General features: G+C 71.4%; 15 protein-coding genes. 6 read left to right on the top strand and 9 right to left on the bottom strand.

Annotated features, from left to right (window positions below; translation table 11 throughout):
- Positions 1-306, top strand: coding sequence for a DUF1048 domain-containing protein (locus ACIPY5_RS17145; protein ID WP_400972811.1), 306 nt, complete (start codon positions 1-3; stop codon positions 304-306).
- 6 nt (positions 307-312) lie between these two features.
- On the opposite strand, the gene ACIPY5_RS17140 is transcribed toward ACIPY5_RS17145, so the two are convergent.
- On the bottom strand, positions 313-1,014 hold the full coding sequence (locus tag ACIPY5_RS17140; protein ID WP_400972808.1) for a class I SAM-dependent methyltransferase: 702 nt from the start codon (positions 1,012-1,014) through the stop codon (positions 313-315).
- 106 nt (positions 1,015-1,120) lie between these two features.
- Here ACIPY5_RS17140 and ACIPY5_RS17135 point away from each other — a divergent pair, with 106 nt between their 5' ends.
- Both ACIPY5_RS17135 and ACIPY5_RS17130 read left to right on the top strand, forming a co-directional pair.
- A complete protein-coding gene (locus ACIPY5_RS17135) occupies positions 1,121-1,690 on the top strand; it encodes an RNA polymerase sigma factor (protein WP_400972805.1) in 570 nt (189 codons plus the stop codon).
- Positions 1,656-2,594 carry a CU044_5270 family protein gene (locus ACIPY5_RS17130; RefSeq protein WP_400972804.1) on the top strand — a complete coding sequence of 313 codons (939 nt, stop codon included), beginning with the start codon at positions 1,656-1,658 and terminating at the stop codon, positions 2,592-2,594. The genes ACIPY5_RS17135 and ACIPY5_RS17130 overlap by 35 nt, the downstream gene beginning before the upstream one ends.
- A 652-nt stretch (positions 2,595-3,246) precedes the next feature.
- On the opposite strand, the gene rsmI is transcribed toward ACIPY5_RS17130, so the two are convergent.
- Complete coding sequence (gene rsmI / locus ACIPY5_RS17125) at positions 3,247-4,062, bottom strand: 16S rRNA (cytidine(1402)-2'-O)-methyltransferase (protein ID WP_400972801.1); 816 nt, start codon at positions 4,060-4,062, stop codon at positions 3,247-3,249.
- Between the two features lie 23 nt (positions 4,063-4,085).
- Between rsmI and ACIPY5_RS17120 the strand changes: the two genes are divergently transcribed.
- Together ACIPY5_RS17120 and ACIPY5_RS17115 are read left to right on the top strand one after the other, a co-directional pair.
- Positions 4,086-5,657 carry a dolichyl-phosphate-mannose--protein mannosyltransferase gene (locus tag ACIPY5_RS17120; protein WP_400972799.1) on the top strand — a complete coding sequence of 524 codons (1,572 nt, stop codon included), beginning with the start codon at positions 4,086-4,088 and terminating at the stop codon, positions 5,655-5,657.
- Between the two features lies 1 nt (position 5,658).
- Positions 5,659-6,621 carry a magnesium transporter CorA family protein gene (locus tag ACIPY5_RS17115; protein ID WP_400972797.1) on the top strand — a complete coding sequence of 321 codons (963 nt, stop codon included), beginning with the start codon at positions 5,659-5,661 and terminating at the stop codon, positions 6,619-6,621.
- A gap of 41 nt (positions 6,622-6,662) precedes the next feature.
- Here the strand turns inward: ACIPY5_RS17115 and ACIPY5_RS17110 are convergent, their stop codons facing one another.
- From ACIPY5_RS17110 to ACIPY5_RS17085, 6 genes are all read right to left on the bottom strand, one after another.
- Complete coding sequence (locus ACIPY5_RS17110; RefSeq protein WP_309341497.1) at positions 6,663-7,136, bottom strand: Lrp/AsnC family transcriptional regulator; 474 nt, start codon at positions 7,134-7,136, stop codon at positions 6,663-6,665.
- A 2-nt stretch (positions 7,137-7,138) separates the two neighbouring features.
- Complete coding sequence (locus ACIPY5_RS17105) at positions 7,139-8,554, bottom strand: amino acid permease (RefSeq protein WP_400972794.1); 1,416 nt, start codon at positions 8,552-8,554, stop codon at positions 7,139-7,141.
- Positions 8,551-9,714, bottom strand: coding sequence for a histidinol-phosphate transaminase (locus ACIPY5_RS17100; protein ID WP_400972791.1), 1,164 nt, complete (start codon positions 9,712-9,714; stop codon positions 8,551-8,553). The genes ACIPY5_RS17105 and ACIPY5_RS17100 overlap by 4 nt, the downstream gene beginning before the upstream one ends.
- A gap of 210 nt (positions 9,715-9,924) precedes the next feature.
- Positions 9,925-11,694 (bottom strand): thioredoxin domain-containing protein, encoded by a 1,770-nt coding sequence (locus ACIPY5_RS17095; protein WP_400972788.1) that lies wholly within the window; start codon positions 11,692-11,694, stop codon positions 9,925-9,927.
- A gap of 40 nt (positions 11,695-11,734) precedes the next feature.
- Entirely contained in the window at positions 11,735-12,571 is an 837-nt protein-coding gene (locus ACIPY5_RS17090; RefSeq protein WP_400972785.1) for an aldo/keto reductase, read from the bottom strand.
- Positions 12,572-12,641: 70 nt separating this feature from the next.
- On the bottom strand, positions 12,642-13,241 hold the full coding sequence (locus tag ACIPY5_RS17085; RefSeq protein WP_400972782.1) for a TetR family transcriptional regulator: 600 nt from the start codon (positions 13,239-13,241) through the stop codon (positions 12,642-12,644).
- A gap of 104 nt (positions 13,242-13,345) precedes the next feature.
- Here ACIPY5_RS17085 and ACIPY5_RS17080 point away from each other — a divergent pair, with 104 nt between their 5' ends.
- Positions 13,346-14,131, top strand: coding sequence for an SDR family NAD(P)-dependent oxidoreductase (locus ACIPY5_RS17080; protein ID WP_400972779.1), 786 nt, complete (start codon positions 13,346-13,348; stop codon positions 14,129-14,131).
- Positions 14,132-14,177: 46 nt separating this feature from the next.
- Here ACIPY5_RS17080 and ACIPY5_RS17075 read toward each other — a convergent pair whose 3' ends face one another.
- Entirely contained in the window at positions 14,178-15,110 is a 933-nt protein-coding gene (locus tag ACIPY5_RS17075; protein WP_400972776.1) for a nucleoside hydrolase, read from the bottom strand.
- Positions 15,111-15,119: the final 9 nt, after the last annotated feature.

The following is a 15,119-nucleotide window of genomic DNA, read 5'->3' as shown; positions in this document are numbered from 1 at the left end:
ATGAGCATTCAGGACATCATCGAGGGCAAGCGGCAGTGGCGCGCACACACGGCCCGTGTCCGGGCGCTGCCGCCGGACTACCGGATCGTCTACGACGAGCTGCAGAAGTACCTCTTCAAGGTCGGGCCGGTCTCCCTCGTGGAGGGCGATCTGCTGAGCGACCTCGTCGACTTCTTCGAAGGCGGCGTCGCGGACGGCAAGGGCGCGATGGATCTCATCGGACCGGATGTCGCCGCGTTCTGCGATGGGCTGATCGGCGACACGCAGACCTACGCCGACAACTACCAGGCCGGCCGCCACGGCTGACCGGCCTCAACGGATGCGCTCCGCCTCGAGCGCGCCGTGCGGGCGGACGCTGCCGGCGGCGCCGGGTTCGCGCTCGCGGCGCTCCGAGCGGATCACGCACAGCCCCGCGTTCTCGAGCAGCGGAGTCAGCGCTTCGGCCGACCAGTAGTACGCCGGGGCGACGGCGTGCGCGAACCGCTCCCGCGGCTCGCCGTCGAAGAAGCCGATCAGGATCCGGCCGCCGACCGCGAGCACGCGAGCGAGCTCGGCGACGACCTCCGCCAGCTCGGCCGGCGGCACGTGGATGAGCGAGTACCAGGCCAGCACTCCCCCGAAGGATCCGTCCGGGAACGGCAGCTCGCGCATCGAGGCGGACAGGAACCGCAGTGCCGGATGCCGTTCGCGGGCGGCGGCGAGGAACGCGGCCGACAGGTCGACGCCGACGACCTCGCGGTGTGATGCGCGACCGGTTCCCTCGCCCGCGGCGAGGTCCGGGATCGGGCCGGGCTCCTGGTCCGCGCTCGGATCCGCCGTGGACTCCTGGCCCGCCAGGAACGCCGTCCACAGCCCGGGGCCGCATCCGGCATCGAGCAACGCGCCCGTCGTGCCGTCCCGCCACCGGCCGATGCGGGCGACGTCGGCGCGCTCCATCTGATCGACGCTCCCGATCAGCGCGATGTACTCCGCCGCGCGCGCGTCGTACGCGGCCGCCACCTCGTCGTCATCCACGTCGAGCATCCTGCCCGGCACGGCCTCCGGCGTCGCCCCGCCACTCCGTCCTGCCCGAACCCTGGAGAATCGTGAACACGATCCGCCCCTCCGAGGAATACAGGATGTGAACAACGACAACACGGTGATCGCGAGATCGGTGACGGATCCGTCGGCCTTCGGCGAGATCTTCCACCGGTACGCAGGACCGGTGCATCGCTACGCGGCTCGACGGGCCGGTGACGCGGTCGCGGACGACGTCACGAGCGAGACCTTCCTGATCGCGTTCCAGCGCCGCGCACGATTCGATCCCGCACGGGAGGATGCCCGACCCTGGCTGTTCGGCATCGCGACGAACCTCATCCACCGCCACCGCATCGCCGCTGCGCGGGTGCTGAAGGCGATGGAGCGCAGCGTGCCGGAGGCGGAGGCCGTCCCCGGCGACCCGGACGACGCGCTGGACGCCCAGCGCGAAGTCGCCCGGCTGGCGGGGAGGATCCGACGCCTCTCCACCGGGGACCGCGACTGCCTGCTGCTGTTCGCCTGGGCCGAGCTCTCGTACGACGAGATCGCCGAAGCCCTGCACATCCCTGTCGGCACGGTGAAGTCACGACTCAACCGCGCGCGACGCCTGCTCCGCTCCACACCTGAGGAGGGTGAAAATGGACGACCTGACCTTGCTCCGCGGTCTGCGTGACGACGTCGCAGAGCCCGGCGCCGAGCGACTCGCTCCGGCATTCGCGAAGCTCGAGACCGCGATGAACGCGGCCGCCCCGATGACGACCGACCGCCCACCGCGCCGCCGGCACCCGATCCGCTGGGCCGCCGCGGGGCTCTCGGTCGCGGCGGCCGCAGCGGCGGCGACCGTCGTGGGCGGGGTGCTCGCCCCGCCGCATCCGGAGGCGGCGAGCGCGGCGGCGATCGTGCTGCGACAGGCCGCGACCGAGGCCCTCGCCGATCCCGACCCTGTCGCCGGCCCGGGACAGTACCTGAAGCTCGAGACGCGCTACCTCGTCGGGAAGGACGAAGGAACCGCGAAGACCGAACAGGATCGCGTCCGGACGACCGACCTGTACGTCCCGGCGAACCTCGACGACGAGTGGGTGCAGATCTTCCATGGCGGTGGTCTGGGAACGACAGTGCGTCGTGGCGCCGCGGGCGCCTACCCGGACTTCAACGGACCGACCCAGGCCGAGCAGCTGAGGGAGATCCTGGCCATCCCCACAGGATCGGGGGCCGAGACCCTCGCCTTCTTCGATGCCCAGTACCAGGGCGGATCCACCTCGCGCGATGAGGACAACTGGAAGCGGATCACGGACGTGCTCGGTGCCTACCCTCTTCCGGCGCTGCTGCGGGCGCGGCTCTTCGAGGCCCTGGCTCTCGTCCCCGGCACCACCTCGACGCCCGGCGTAGCGAACCTCGACGGCCGGATCGGCGTCGCGATCGGCCGATCCGAGCCGAACCGCGGCGACAGCCGCCGCGAGATCATCGTCGACCAGGACACGGGTCAGCTGATCGGCGCGCGCGAGATGCCCCAAGGAGAAGCGGGGCCGCAGCATGTGAGCGCGATCTCCACGACGGTCGTCGAAACGGTCCCGTGATGATCCCCGTCACGCCCACCTCGCTGACGCTGCCGCCCACGATCGGCGTGCCCGTGCCGCTCGTCCCTGCGGTCACCCCCGCGCCGCCGCCGCGCCGGTGACCTCGCCCCAGGATCCGGTGCGCCCCGAGCGCACCGGATCCTGTCGAGCGCACGGGATCCTCGCGCCAACAACCCGTGCATCCGACAACAGGCCGTGCACCCGGCGGGCGGCACACCATCCTCGCGGGCAACGGCCGCACACCGGCAACAACCCGTGCACTCAGCGGGCGCAGCTTGAGCGCAACGGATCCTGTCGAAAGCACGGGATCCTCGCGTCAACACCCCGTGCACCCGGCAACAACCCGTGGCCTCGCCTCGCCTGCGCCCGGCCTCACACCATGTCTGCATCAACGACCCGTGCACTCGCCTGGCGCGGCCCGAGCACACCGGATCCTGTCGAGCGCACGGGAAACGTCGCGTCAAGAACCCGTGCACTCAGCGGGCGCAGCTCGAGCGCACCGGATCCTGTCGAAAGCACGGGATCCTCGCGCAAACACCCCGTGCACCCGGCAACAACCCGTACACTCGGCGCGCCGAACGGTCAGCGCGCCGAACCACGGGCGGGCGCGCGGACCCCCGGGCGTGAGCGGAACCCCGCGGCGCGTCCGCCCTCAGCGTGCGGCGAGCGCGGCCTGGTAGAGGTCGCGGGAGCCGAGGCCGGTGGCCGCGGCGACCTCGGCGCACGCGTCCTTGAGACGCACGCCGGAGGCGACGAGCGCCTGCACCTGCGCCAGGGCGTCCGCCGGGGAGACCGCACGGGGTTCGGCGCCCGCGACCACCACGACGATCTCGCCCTTGACGCCCTGCTCGGCCCATGCGGCGAGTTCGGCGGCGCCGCCTCGGCGCACCTCCTCGTAGAGCTTCGTCAGTTCCCGGCACACGGCCACGCGGCGGGACACGCCGAACGCCGTCGCCATGTCGCCCAGGGTCGCCGCGAGGCGTGACGGGGACTCGAAGAAGACCATCGTGCGGGGTTCGCCGGCGAGCGCGGTCAGCGCGGAGCGGCGCTCCCCCGGCTTGCGCGGCAGGAAGCCCTCGAACGTGAACCGGTCGGTGGGCAGGCCCGACACGGCGAGCGCCGTGACGACCGCGCTCGGGCCGGGGATGACGGTCACCGTCACGCCGCGCTCGGCGGCTGCCGCGACCAGACCGTATCCGGGGTCGCTGACCGTGGGCATGCCCGCGTCGCTGAGCACGACCAGATCCTCGGTCTCCGCCGCCTCGGCCAGCTCCGCCGCCTTGGCCTTCTCGTTGTGGTCGTGCAGCGCGATGAGCCGGGGGCGGTTCTCGATGCCGAGCCCCTGCAGCAGGCGCTGCGTGGTGCGGGTGTCCTCCGCGGCGATGATCGTCGCGTTCTCCAGCACCTCGATGAGGCGGCGGGATGCGTCGCCCAGGTTTCCGATCGGAGTGGCCGCGAGGATGATCACCCGCCCCAGCATAGGCTGAGCGGGTGACCGCGCCTCTGCTGCCCGGCCTCGACGCTCGCATCGACGGCCGCCCCACCGCCTGGGAGCGCCTGCGGGACGCCTGGCTCGGGGATCCGGCCCGGCTCCGGCTCGTGTCCTGGCTCGCGCCGACCCTCATCACGCTCCTCGCCGCGGTGCTGCGCATCGTGGGGCTCGGGCATCCGCACACGATCGTGTTCGACGAGACGTACTACGTCAAGGACGCCTGGTCGCTGTGGGTGCAGGGCTATGAGGGGACCTGGCGCACCGGCGCGAACGAGATGTTCGCGAAGGGCGACACGAGCGCGCTCGAGGACACCGCGGCCTTCGTCGTGCATCCTCCCCTCGGCAAGTGGCTGATCGCGCTCGGCATCGCCGTCTTCGGACCCGGGTCCAGCTTCGGCTGGCGCATCTCGACCGCGATCATCGGCACGCTCACCGTGCTCGTGGTCTACCTGCTGGCCAAGGCCCTCACCCGTTCGGTCACGGTCGCGAGCATCGCCGCCCTGCTGATGGCCGTCGACGGACTCGGCATCGTGCTCAGCCGGATCGGCCTGCTGGACGGGATCCTCACGTTCTTCATCGTGCTCGGGATGCTGTTCCTCGTGTACGACCGGCAGCGGGTCATGCCCCGGCTCGAGGACCGCGCCTCGCATGAGCGCGGCGACGAACCGACGCTGTGGGGCCGCGTGTTCTGGCGCCGCCCGTGGGTGATCGCCGCGGGCGTCGCCCTGGGCGCCGCGACCTCGGTGAAGTGGTCCGGCGCGTACGTGCTCGCCGCCGCGGGGATCTACCTCGTGGTCACCGACGCGCTCGCCCGCCGACGCGCCGGGGTCGCCCTGTGGCCGACCGACGCCGTGATCCGGCAGGGCCTCGCGAGCTTCGTCCTGCTCGTGCCGGTCGCCGCGGCCGTGTACGTCGCCTCGTGGAGCGGCTGGTTCCTCACCGCGGGCGGCTACGACCGCCACATCACCGACAACGTGCTCACGTCGTGGTTCAAATACCACTCGGACATCCTGGCCTTCCACGTCGGGCTGACCTCCTCGCACCCCTATGCGAGCCCCGCCTGGCAGTGGCCGCTGCTGATCCGTCCCACCGCGTTCTGGGTCGGCGGGCAGGATGCGCCGTGCTTCGGCACGGATCACTGCATCGGCACCATCACCTCGATCCCGAACCCGCTGATCTGGTACCTGGGCGTCGCCGCCACGATCTATCTGCTCGTGCGGTTCGTGCGCGGGCTGGTGCTGCGCGCGCCCATGCCGTGGAGCTACGCGATCCCGCTCGTCGGGCTCGCGGCGACCTACCTGCCCTGGCTGGCGTTCCCGGAGCGCACGATCTTCCAGTTCTACACGGTGGTGATGGCCCCGTTCCTGATCCTCGCGCTCGCGCTGGCGCTGCGCGACATCGCCGGGAAGCGGAGCGATCCGCGGCACCGCCGGCAGTCCGGGCAGCGCACGGTGGCCGTGATCCTGGTGCTGATCGTGCTGCTGAGCGCGTTCTTCTACCCGCTCTGGATCGGTCTGCCCGTGCCGTGGTGGTTCTGGCAGGCGCACAACTGGATGATCACCTGGATCTGACATGCGCATCCTCGACAGCATCGACGAAACCCTCATCGCGCAGCTGCGCGGGCAGGGCGAGTTCTTCTGGCTCGACCTGGTCTCCCCCCGCGCGGACGAGATCCAGCGGCTCGGCACGCTGCTCGGCTGGCATCCACTCTCGATCGAGGACACCCAGCGCATGGGGCAGCGCCCCAAGCTCGACGTCTACGGCGAGGGAGCGCTGCTCGTGCTGCAGGGCGCGGTGGAATTGCACCCCGAGGACGAGAACGACCACCCGCTGGAAGAGGTGCACTGCCACCTCAGCGGCGAGTTCATCGTCACGGTGCACTCCGAGCGCTTCCAGGATCTGCGCCAGGTGCGCGCCCTGCTGGAGAACTCCACAGCGCCCAAGACCGAGCGGTACTACGTCTACAAGATCATCGACGTGATCGTGGACAGCTACTTCCCGATCCTCAGCGACCTGGACGAGGAGATCAACGGCCTCGAGGACGCGATCGTCGCCGGCGGCGGCCGCAAGGAGCTGCAGCAGACGTTCGGCCTCAAGCGCCTACTGCTGAAGCTGCGCCGGGCCGTCGTCCCAATGCGGGACCTGTTCGCCCGGCAGGCCGAGGTCATCACGGATCTGGCGGGGCTCGAGGCCGACAGCCACGACTACTTCCGTGACATCTACGACCACCTGATCCGGATCACGGACGAGATCGACGGCTATCACGAGATGGTCTCGGGATGCACCGACCTCTACCTCTCCACGGTCGCGAACCGTCAGGGAGAGACGTCGAAGCAGCTCGCGATCATCGCGTCGATCTTCCTGCCCCTGAGCTTCCTCACGGGCTTCTTCGGCATGAACTTCGACTGGTCGATCGCGCACGTGCTGTCCGGGCCGTGGTCCTTCTTCCTGCTCGGCATCGGATCCATGGTGATCTCGGGCGCGATCATGTGGTGGTGGTTCCGGCACAAGGGCTGGACCGGGAACGACGAATAGGCCGATGCCGGAACGGCATCCCGCTCACCCCCGCCCGGAGATCACCCCCGGGCCGCGTGCTCCACGAGCGGCAGCACCCGGCCGCTGAGGTGCGTGCGCATCGCGATCGAGCTCGCGGTGCGCGCGACGCCGGGCACCAGGGCGATCCGGTCGAGCACCTCCTGCAGCTGCTCGGCGCTGTGCGCGACCAGACGCAGCTGCATGTCGCTCGCCCCGGTGACCGTGTACATGTCCACGACCTCGGGGATCGCCGACGCCAGCGCCTCTGCGACGTCGTCGTGGCCCACCTTCTGGTCGATCTCGACCTGGCAGAACGCGGTGAGCGCGTATCCGAACCCTCGCGGGTCGATGCGGGGCACGATGCCCTCGATCACGCCGTGCTCGTGCAGCCGCGCGAGACGGCTGGTGACGGTGCCGCGGGCCACGCCGAGCCGCCGTGCGCATTCCAGCACGGGCAGCTGCGGCGCGTCCGTGAGCAGCCGGATCAGGGCCGCGTCGAGGGCATCGATGCGCATCGTCAGCTCCGGAACACCTCGTCGGCGGAGTCCTTGAGCACTCCGGGACGGGACAGGCCGCGGGTGAGGCGCGCCACGACGAGGAGCACCACCGTGAGGCCGATCGTGAGCAGCAGCTGCGTGCGTGCGCTGGCGTCGAACATCGTGAGCACGATGATGGCGGCCAGAAGCACGAGCGTGACGATCGAGAGCCACGGGAAGCCCCACATGCGCATCGGCAGCGGCGTGCCCTCGGCGTCGGCGCGCCGGCGCAGGATGAACTGCGCGAGCGCTGTCGCCGTCCACATGATCAGCAGCGTGGATCCGACCACGTTCAGCAGCGCGGGCAGCACCTGGTTCGGGAACATCCAGTTCAGGATCACGGTGACGAACCCGAACGCGACCGAGCTCAGCACGGCCACGCGGGGCACGCCGGCGGCGCTCGTGCGGGTGAGCGCGAGCGGCGCGAGGCCGCGCTCGCCGAGCGAGAACGCCATGCGCGAGGCGCCGTAGATGTTGGCGTTCATGGCGGACAGCAGCGCCACGATGACGATGAGGTCCATCACCAGCCCCACGCCGGGGATCTTCAGCGTGTCCAGCACGGCGGAGAAGGGGCCGGCGAGCACGGATTCGGAGTTCCACGGCAGCACGGCGACGATCACGAAGATGGATCCGACGTAGAACACCAGGATCCGCACCATCACCTGGCGCACGATCCGGCTGATGTTGCGCGACGGGTCGTCGGACTCGGCCGCCGCGATCGCGACGACCTCGGTGCCGCCGAACGCGAAGACGACGATCAGCAGTGCTCCGGCGATGCCGGCGATCCCGTTGGGCACGAAGCCGCCCTGGTCGACGAGGTTGCCGATTCCGGTGGCGGGGGTGCCGGGGATCAGGCCGACGATCGCGAGCACGCCGACGACGAGGAACGCGATGATCGCGGCGACCTTGATCGCGGCGAACCAGAACTCGAAACGGCCGTAGTTGCGCACGCCGAGCAGGTTCACGACCGTGAGGGCGAGCACGAAGAGCAGCACCCACGCCCATTCGGGGAGCCCGGGGAAGCGGTGCGCGACGATGCCGGCCGCGCCGGTGGCCTCGGCCGCGATCACGACGACGAGCTGGATCCAGTACAGCCAGCCGACCGCGCTGCCGACGCTGCGGCCCATGGCCTTCTGCGCATAGGAGCTGAACGCGCCCGACGAGGGGTTCGCGGCCACCATCTCGGCGAGCATCGCCATGACGAGAACGACGATCGTGCCGGCCACGAGGTAGGACACGATCACGGCGGGTCCGGCGATGCCGATCGCCTGGCCGGATCCGACGAACAGGCCGGCGCCGATCGCGCCGCCGAGCCCCATCATGGAGATCTGCCGGCGGGTGAGCCCGGGATGCAGGCCCTTCGTGGTGGTCGTGGTCAGCGGGACTTCGGTGGTCATGCGGTCGCCTCCTTGCGAACGGCAGCAGTGGGGTGAGCGGAGCTCGGGGTCACGCCCGCGGCGAGGGCCGCCGCGACACGGTCGATGTCCTCGGCGGATCCGGCGGAGATCCGCACGCCCTCGCCGGGGAAGGTGCGGGCGACGACGGCGCCTCCGTGCAGGAGCTCGTCGAGCTCGACGGAGCGCTCCCCCGCCGGAACCCACACGAAGTTGGCCTCGGAGGGCACCGCGGGCCAGCCCGCGGCGACGAGCACGTCGTGCAGACGGTCGCGCTCGGCGGTGACCTCGGCGATGCGCACGGCGAGTTCGTCCTGGGCATCGAGGGACGCGACAGCGGCCGCCTGAGCCAGGTCCGTGACGCCGAAGGGAACGGCGACCTTGCGCTGAGCGGTCGCGATCTCGGCGGGCGCGATCGCGTAGCCGATCCGCAGGCCCGCGAGCCCGTAGGCCTTGGAGAACGTGTGCAGCACGGCCACGTGCGGGTAGCGGCGGAACAGCTCGAGGCCCGCGCCGCGCTCCGGATCGGTCGCGCCGGGCGCGTCGGCGAAGTAGGGCGAACCGTCGAAGTGCACGTAGGCCTCGTCGATCACGACCAGCACATCGCGCGGCACCGCCGCCACGAACCGCTCGAGCTCCTCGGGACCCACGACCGTGCCGGTGGGGTTGTTCGGGTTGCACACGAAGATGAGGCGCGTGCGCTCCGTGATGGCCGCGAGCATCGCGTCGAGGTCGTGCCGGTGCTCGGCGTCGAGCGGCACCATGACCGGGGTCGCGCCCGCGATGCGCACGAGCGACGGGTAGGCCTCGAAGGAGCGCCAGGCGAACATGACCTCGTCGCCCTCGCCCGCCGTCGCGTGGATGAGCTGGGAGGCGAGCTCGACGGATCCGGCGCCGACGGTGACGAGCGCGGGGTCGACGCCGTAGCGCTCGGCGAGGCGGCCGATGATCTCGGGCGCCGCCATCTGCGGGTAGCGGTGGATGGATCCGAGCCGCTCGGCGATCGCCGTGACGACGGACGGCAGCGGCGGGTGCGGGGACTCGTTCGAGGAGAGCTTCGAGGCGCCGGCCGGAGCGGAGCGCCCCTGCTTGTAGGCCGGAACGGCGTCCAGGCGCGCGTTGGTCGGCGGGGTGGCCGGGGGCGTGGTGACAGGGAGGGTCATCGTCGAGGCGTCCTTGCTGCGTTCGTTCTGGCCGGGGAGGCGCGTCGGGCGGCAGGGCCGGAGCGGCGACGTCGCCGGGGATCCGGCCACTGTATCCGCGGCCGGGATCGCTGGACAAACGGATCAGCGAGGCCTGCGCATCTCGCACAGCCTGCCGCCTTGTCGCGCGATCTGCCTGGTCAGAATGTACAGCAGTCGCCGATCTTGCCGTCAGCGCGCGACAGCGACCAGCGCGGGATCCGCGACCGGCAGCAGGCAGACGAAGCCCCGGCAGTCGTGCACCACCCCGTCGACGCCGTCCCGCGCCTCGAAGAGCGCGAAGCCCGCATCGGCGAAGGCGCGCACCTGCCGCGGGTTCAGCACCGCGGTGAGGTCGGCGTCGGCGGCGCGCGCCGCGGTCGCGAGCGGTCCGCGCGGTTCCGAGGTCACGGCGACGATCTGCCGTGGCGGGCGGGCGAGCCCCGCCGCAACACGCAGCAGCGCGCCGGATCCGAACGGGTGGCGCAACGCCTGGCCCGCGCGGGCTGCAACGAGGGAGGCAGCGCGCTCGCGATGCTCCTCCCCCGCCCCGAGCCGCCACGCGGTGAGTTCGGCGGCCGCCCGCGCGGACGCCCCGGAGGGAAGGTCGCCGTCGCCGCCGTCTGCGGCCGTGGGGATCGCGAAGGCGGCGAGCACCGGATCGGCGTCCGCCTCCGCAGCGAGCACCTCGAGCGCACGGTTCGCCCAGCGCGCATCGCCCGTGGCCAGCGCGACGGCGAACAGGCCGTCCGCGAGCAGTCCGAGGTCGGCGTCCGTCGCCACGGCGGCGGAGGGCTCGCCGTCCAGGGACGTGCGCACGAGACGCCCCGCCGCATCGCGGTTCACGCGCAGCACGGTCTCCGCGGCGCGCGCGGCCGCGTCGATCCAGGCCTGCTCACCGAGGACGGAGCCGGCGCGGGCCAGCGCGCCGATCGCGAGCCCGTTCCAGCCGGTGATGACCTTGCCGTCGACCGCGGGCGGCTGCAGGCCCTCCCGTGCCGCCACCGGGCGACGGTAGTAGCCGCCCTCGCTGCGCTGCCCGTCGATCACCGACTCGGAGTCCTGCGCCGCGCCGAACCCGCCGTCGGGGCGCTGCAGCACGGTGATCAGGAAGTGCGCGATGCCGCGCGCCACCTCGGGGCGCTCCGCATCGATCGCCACCTCGAGCAGCTGGGCGTTGTCGATGAGCATGCGCTCGTAGTGCGGCACGGCCCAGTCCTGCTGCGTGGCGTAGCGGAAGAAGCCGCCGTCCTCGTCGCGGAGCTCCGACGCGGCCATCGCGTCGAGAGCACGCTGCACGACGTCGGTGCGCCCTTCCGCCTGCAGGAATCGCAGGGTCGTGGCGACGGGGAACTTCGGCGCCGTGCCGAAACCGCCGTATCGCCGATCCTCCCGGCCGGCGATCTCGTCCGCCGCGGCAGTGAGCGCGGCCTCGTCCGGCAGCGGCGAGGGCTCCGCCGCCCCCGAGGACTCCAGGGCGTCGGCCACCGCGCCGGCCAGATCCTCGACCTCGGTGCGCCGGTCGGTCCACGCCTCGCGGACGGCCGCGAGCACGGTGCCGAACGCCGGCATCTGCCCTCGTGCCACGGGCGGGAAGTACGTGCCGGCGTGGAAGGCGCGACCCGACGGCGTGGCGAAGACGGTCAGCGGCCAGCCCAGATCGGGCGTGAACGCCGAGGCCGCCGCCATGTAGGCGGCATCGACCTCGGGATGCTCCTCGCGGTCGACCTTGATCGACACGAAGCCGCGGTTCAGCGCCTCGGCCGTGGCCGGATCCTGGAACGACTCGCGCGCCATGACATGGCACCAGTGACAGGTCGAGTACCCGATCGAGATCAGCACGGGCACGTCGCGACGGCGAGCCTCGGCGAACGCCTCCTCGCCCCAGGGATACCAGTCCACCGGGTTGTCGGCGTGCGCGCGCAGGTAGGGGCTGCCGGTGCCGGCGAGGCGATTGCTCATGACTTCACGCTACGCCGGGCGGGGTCCACCTTGGTCAGGGTCAGTTGACCTCGTCGGGGTGCGAGGCGACGCGACCGGATCCATCGCCCGGGTCGAGCGCCGAGATCGCCGCGAACTCGACGTCGCTCAGCGCGAAGTCGAACACGTCGAGGTTCTCCCTCAGGCGCTCGGCGCGCACCGACTTCGGGAAGACGATGTTGCCCTTCTGCAGGTGCCAGCGCAGCACGACCTGCGCCGGGGTCTTGCCGTGCGCCGCCGCGGCGTCCGCGACCGCGGGGATCCCGAACAGGTCGTACTTGCCCTGGCCGAGCGGACCCCAGGCCTCGATCTTCACGTCGTGGTCGCGCGCCCAGGAGCCGACATCGCGCTGCTGGTACGCGGGGTGCAGCTCGATCTGGTCGACCGCGGGCGTCACGCCGGTCTCGGCGACGATGCGCTCCAGGTGGGGCACGAGGAAGTTGGAGACGCCGGCGGAGCGGGCGAGTCCCCGGTCGCGGATCTCGACGACCTTCTCCCAGGCGTGCACGTAGTTGTCCTTGGCGGGGGTCGGCCAGTGCACGAGGTACAGGTCGACGTGGTCGAGGCCGAGCTTCTCCAGGCTCTCCGCGATGGCGGCGTCCGGCGCATCGCCGTCGTGACGGTCGTTCCACAGCTTGGTGGTCACGAACAGCTCGTCACGGGGGATGCCGCTCTTCGCGATGGCCGCACCGACGCCGGACTCGTTGCCGTAGATGGCCGCCGTGTCGATGTGGCGGTAGCCGATCTCGAGGGCCTCGCTGACCGCGCGTTCGGTGTCGGCGGGATCGACCTTGAAGACTCCGTATCCGAGCTGAGGGATCGTGTGGCCGTCGTTGAGCAGGATTCCGGGGATCGTCATGACTCCAGCCTAGGATCCCGCGCGCGGCCGCGGGCCGGCGCCTTCGTGATCGTCCGCGCAGGACAAGCGCTCAGCGCCGCGGCGCAAGCGCCTCATACGCGCGGGCGGCGAGCGCGGCCGGGGATCCCGCCCCGCGCACCCCGGACGTCGAGCGCGACCACTCCTCCAGCCCGATCCGGATCGCCTCGGTCGCCGCGGCTGCGAGCACGCGGGCGGCGAGTCGGTCGCGCTCGCCGCGCTCGGTGATCAGCGCGACGAGACGCTCCTCGGACTCGTGGTTCACGCGATGCCAGACGGCCCTGAGCTCGCGGTCCTCGGCGAGCGCGCGCAGCAGGGGGCGCATGCGGGCCAGTTCCTCGGCGTCCTCCGGCGTCTCCGGGGTGAGCTGCGCGGCGAGCACCACGGGGATCGCGACCTCGGGCTCGTCCTCGGCCTCCTGGAGTGCGGCCCGCCAGCGTGCGGCGCCGATCTCGAGCACCGGCGCGACCGCATCCTCCTTGGTCGGGAAGTAGCGGTAGAAGGTGCGCAGCGAGACCCCGGAGGCTTCCGCGATCTCCGCCGCGGTCACCTGGGCGACACCGCGCTCGGAGAACAGGCGCGCCGCCTCCGTCGCGATCTCGCCGGCCGTCGCCGCCTTGCGTCGCGACATGAGTCCGGTGCGGGTCTGCATGCTCCGAGGGTACGGGAATATCTTCCGTTTCATGGTGTTATGTGTCAATATGACACGTTGTGCCACTCAGGCACGACAGGACTTCCAAGGAAGAAGGATTCGACATGAACCGCTATGAAGGTCGCCGCGCTCTGGTCACCGGCGGCGGATCCGGCATCGGTCAGGCCACCGTGCTGCGCATGCTCGCCGAAGGCGGGCGCGTCGTGGCGGCCGACGTGAGCGCCGCCGGTCTCGCGGACACCGTCGCGAAGGCGGGAGACGCCGCTGATCGCCTCACCGCGATCGAGGTCAACATCGGCGACGAGGCCTCCGTGACCGCGGGCGTCGCCGCGGCCGTCGAGGCTCTCGGCGGCCTGGACGTGCTCGTGAACGCCGCGGGCATCCTGCGCTCCTCGCACACCGCCGAGACCACGCTCGACCAGTTCCAGCAGGTCATCCAGGTGAACCTCGTCGGCACCTTCCTGATGATCCGCGAGGCGATCCCCGCGCTGCTCGAGGGCCGCGACGCCGCCGTGGTGAACTTCAGCTCCACCTCCGCGATGTTCGCGCACCCGTACATGGCCGCCTATGCCGCGAGCAAGGGCGGCGTGCAGTCGATGACCCACGCGCTGGCCGCGGAGTACGCCAAGCAGGGCATCCGCTTCACCGCCGTGCAGCCGGGGTCCATCTCCTCGGGGATGACCGACGGATCCGGCCAGAGCGGGCAGAGCCGCGGCCCCGGCCTTCCTGAGGACGCCGACATGAGCCTGTTCATGAAGCTCGCTCCGGCCATCGGCCAGGGCTTCGCGGGCCCCGAGTCCGTGGCGGGCGTGGTCGCCATGCTCGCGAGCGCCGACGGCGCCTTCATCACCGGCACCGAGGTGCGCATCGACGGCGGCACCCACTTCTGAGTCGCAGGCTCCCCTCCTGGGAACCGCGCGAGGCGGTCGGCAGCTCTCAGGCGAGGGTGCCGACCGCCTCGTCGATGAGGGCCCAGAACCGGTCGACGTCGAGATCCATCGCGATCGTGGCGTTGGGCGCGGTGCCGAGCACGCCGAGGAGATCCACGCTCGTGGCGCCGCGGGTGAAGACGCCCTCGGTCTCGACGTCGAGCCGGGCGCTCACGGTCGTCGCCACGGACGGGTCGATGAGCATCGCGACCGTGATCGGGTCGTGCAGCGGGCCGTCCGGCATGTGCTCGGCGATCTCGTAGGTGGCGCAGAAGAACTCGAGCAGCTCGGCACCGAACGCCGCGGTGCGGGTGCCGATGCGACGGATCCGCTCCCGCACCTCTCGCGTGATGAGCGCCTGGTGGGAGATGTTCAGCCCGACCATCGTGAAGTCCACGCCGCTCTCCAGCACGAGGGCGATCGCCTCGGGATCGGTCCAGGCGTTGAACTCGGCGTAGGGGGTCGCATTGCCGCGACCGGTCGATCCGCCCATCCAGACGATGCGGGCGATGCGCGGCAGCAGATCCGCGTGGTCGCGCGCGAGCAGACCGACATTGGTGAGAGGCCCGGTGGCGACGATCGTGACCGGCTCCTCGGACTCCTCGAGCACGGCGCGCATGAGCGTCAGCGCATCGCGCGGATCCTCCGGGACGGTCGGCTCCGGCAGCGCAGGACCGCCGAGCGCGTTCGCGCCGTGGATCTGCTCCGCGGGGTGCAGACGTCCGTGGATCGGCCCCGCGGCCCCCGCCGAGATCGGCACGCCCTCGATGCCCGCGGCCGTGCAGGCGATCCGGGCGTTGCGCGTGGTGAACTCGAGCAGTCCGTTCCCGCCCACGGTGGTGAGGGCCCGCAGATCGATCGCGGGGTTCGCGGCGGCGAGCCAGATCGCGAAGACGTCGTCGTGGCCGGGATCGCAGTCGAGGATGACGGGTGTGCTCATGATGCCCCA

Source organism: Microbacterium sp. NPDC089698 (genome assembly GCF_044749045.1).
Taxonomy (GTDB): domain Bacteria; phylum Actinomycetota; class Actinomycetes; order Actinomycetales; family Microbacteriaceae; genus Microbacterium.
The sequence above is the reverse complement of the archived record's forward strand: the minus strand, read 5'-3'. Positions and strand labels throughout refer to the sequence as shown.

Coding starts and splice junctions, on each gene's coding strand:
- ACIPY5_RS17075 (WP_400972776.1), bottom strand. CDS start 15,110: ATGAGCACACCCGTCATCCTCGACTGCGATCCCGGCCACGACGACGTC.
- ACIPY5_RS17085 (WP_400972782.1), bottom strand. CDS start 13,241: ATGCAGACCCGCACCGGACTCATGTCGCGACGCAAGGCGGCGACGGCC.
- ACIPY5_RS17130 (WP_400972804.1), top strand. CDS start 1,656: ATGGACGACCTGACCTTGCTCCGCGGTCTGCGTGACGACGTCGCAGAG.
- ACIPY5_RS17095 (WP_400972788.1), bottom strand. CDS start 11,694: ATGAGCAATCGCCTCGCCGGCACCGGCAGCCCCTACCTGCGCGCGCAC.
- ACIPY5_RS17115 (WP_400972797.1), top strand. CDS start 5,659: ATGCGCATCCTCGACAGCATCGACGAAACCCTCATCGCGCAGCTGCGC.
- ACIPY5_RS17100 (WP_400972791.1), bottom strand. CDS start 9,714: ATGACCCTCCCTGTCACCACGCCCCCGGCCACCCCGCCGACCAACGCG.
- ACIPY5_RS17145 (WP_400972811.1), top strand. CDS start 1: ATGAGCATTCAGGACATCATCGAGGGCAAGCGGCAGTGGCGCGCACAC.
- ACIPY5_RS17080 (WP_400972779.1), top strand. CDS start 13,346: ATGAACCGCTATGAAGGTCGCCGCGCTCTGGTCACCGGCGGCGGATCC.
- ACIPY5_RS17110 (WP_309341497.1), bottom strand. CDS start 7,136: ATGCGCATCGATGCCCTCGACGCGGCCCTGATCCGGCTGCTCACGGAC.
- ACIPY5_RS17105 (WP_400972794.1), bottom strand. CDS start 8,554: ATGACCACCGAAGTCCCGCTGACCACGACCACCACGAAGGGCCTGCAT.
- ACIPY5_RS17090 (WP_400972785.1), bottom strand. CDS start 12,571: ATGACGATCCCCGGAATCCTGCTCAACGACGGCCACACGATCCCTCAG.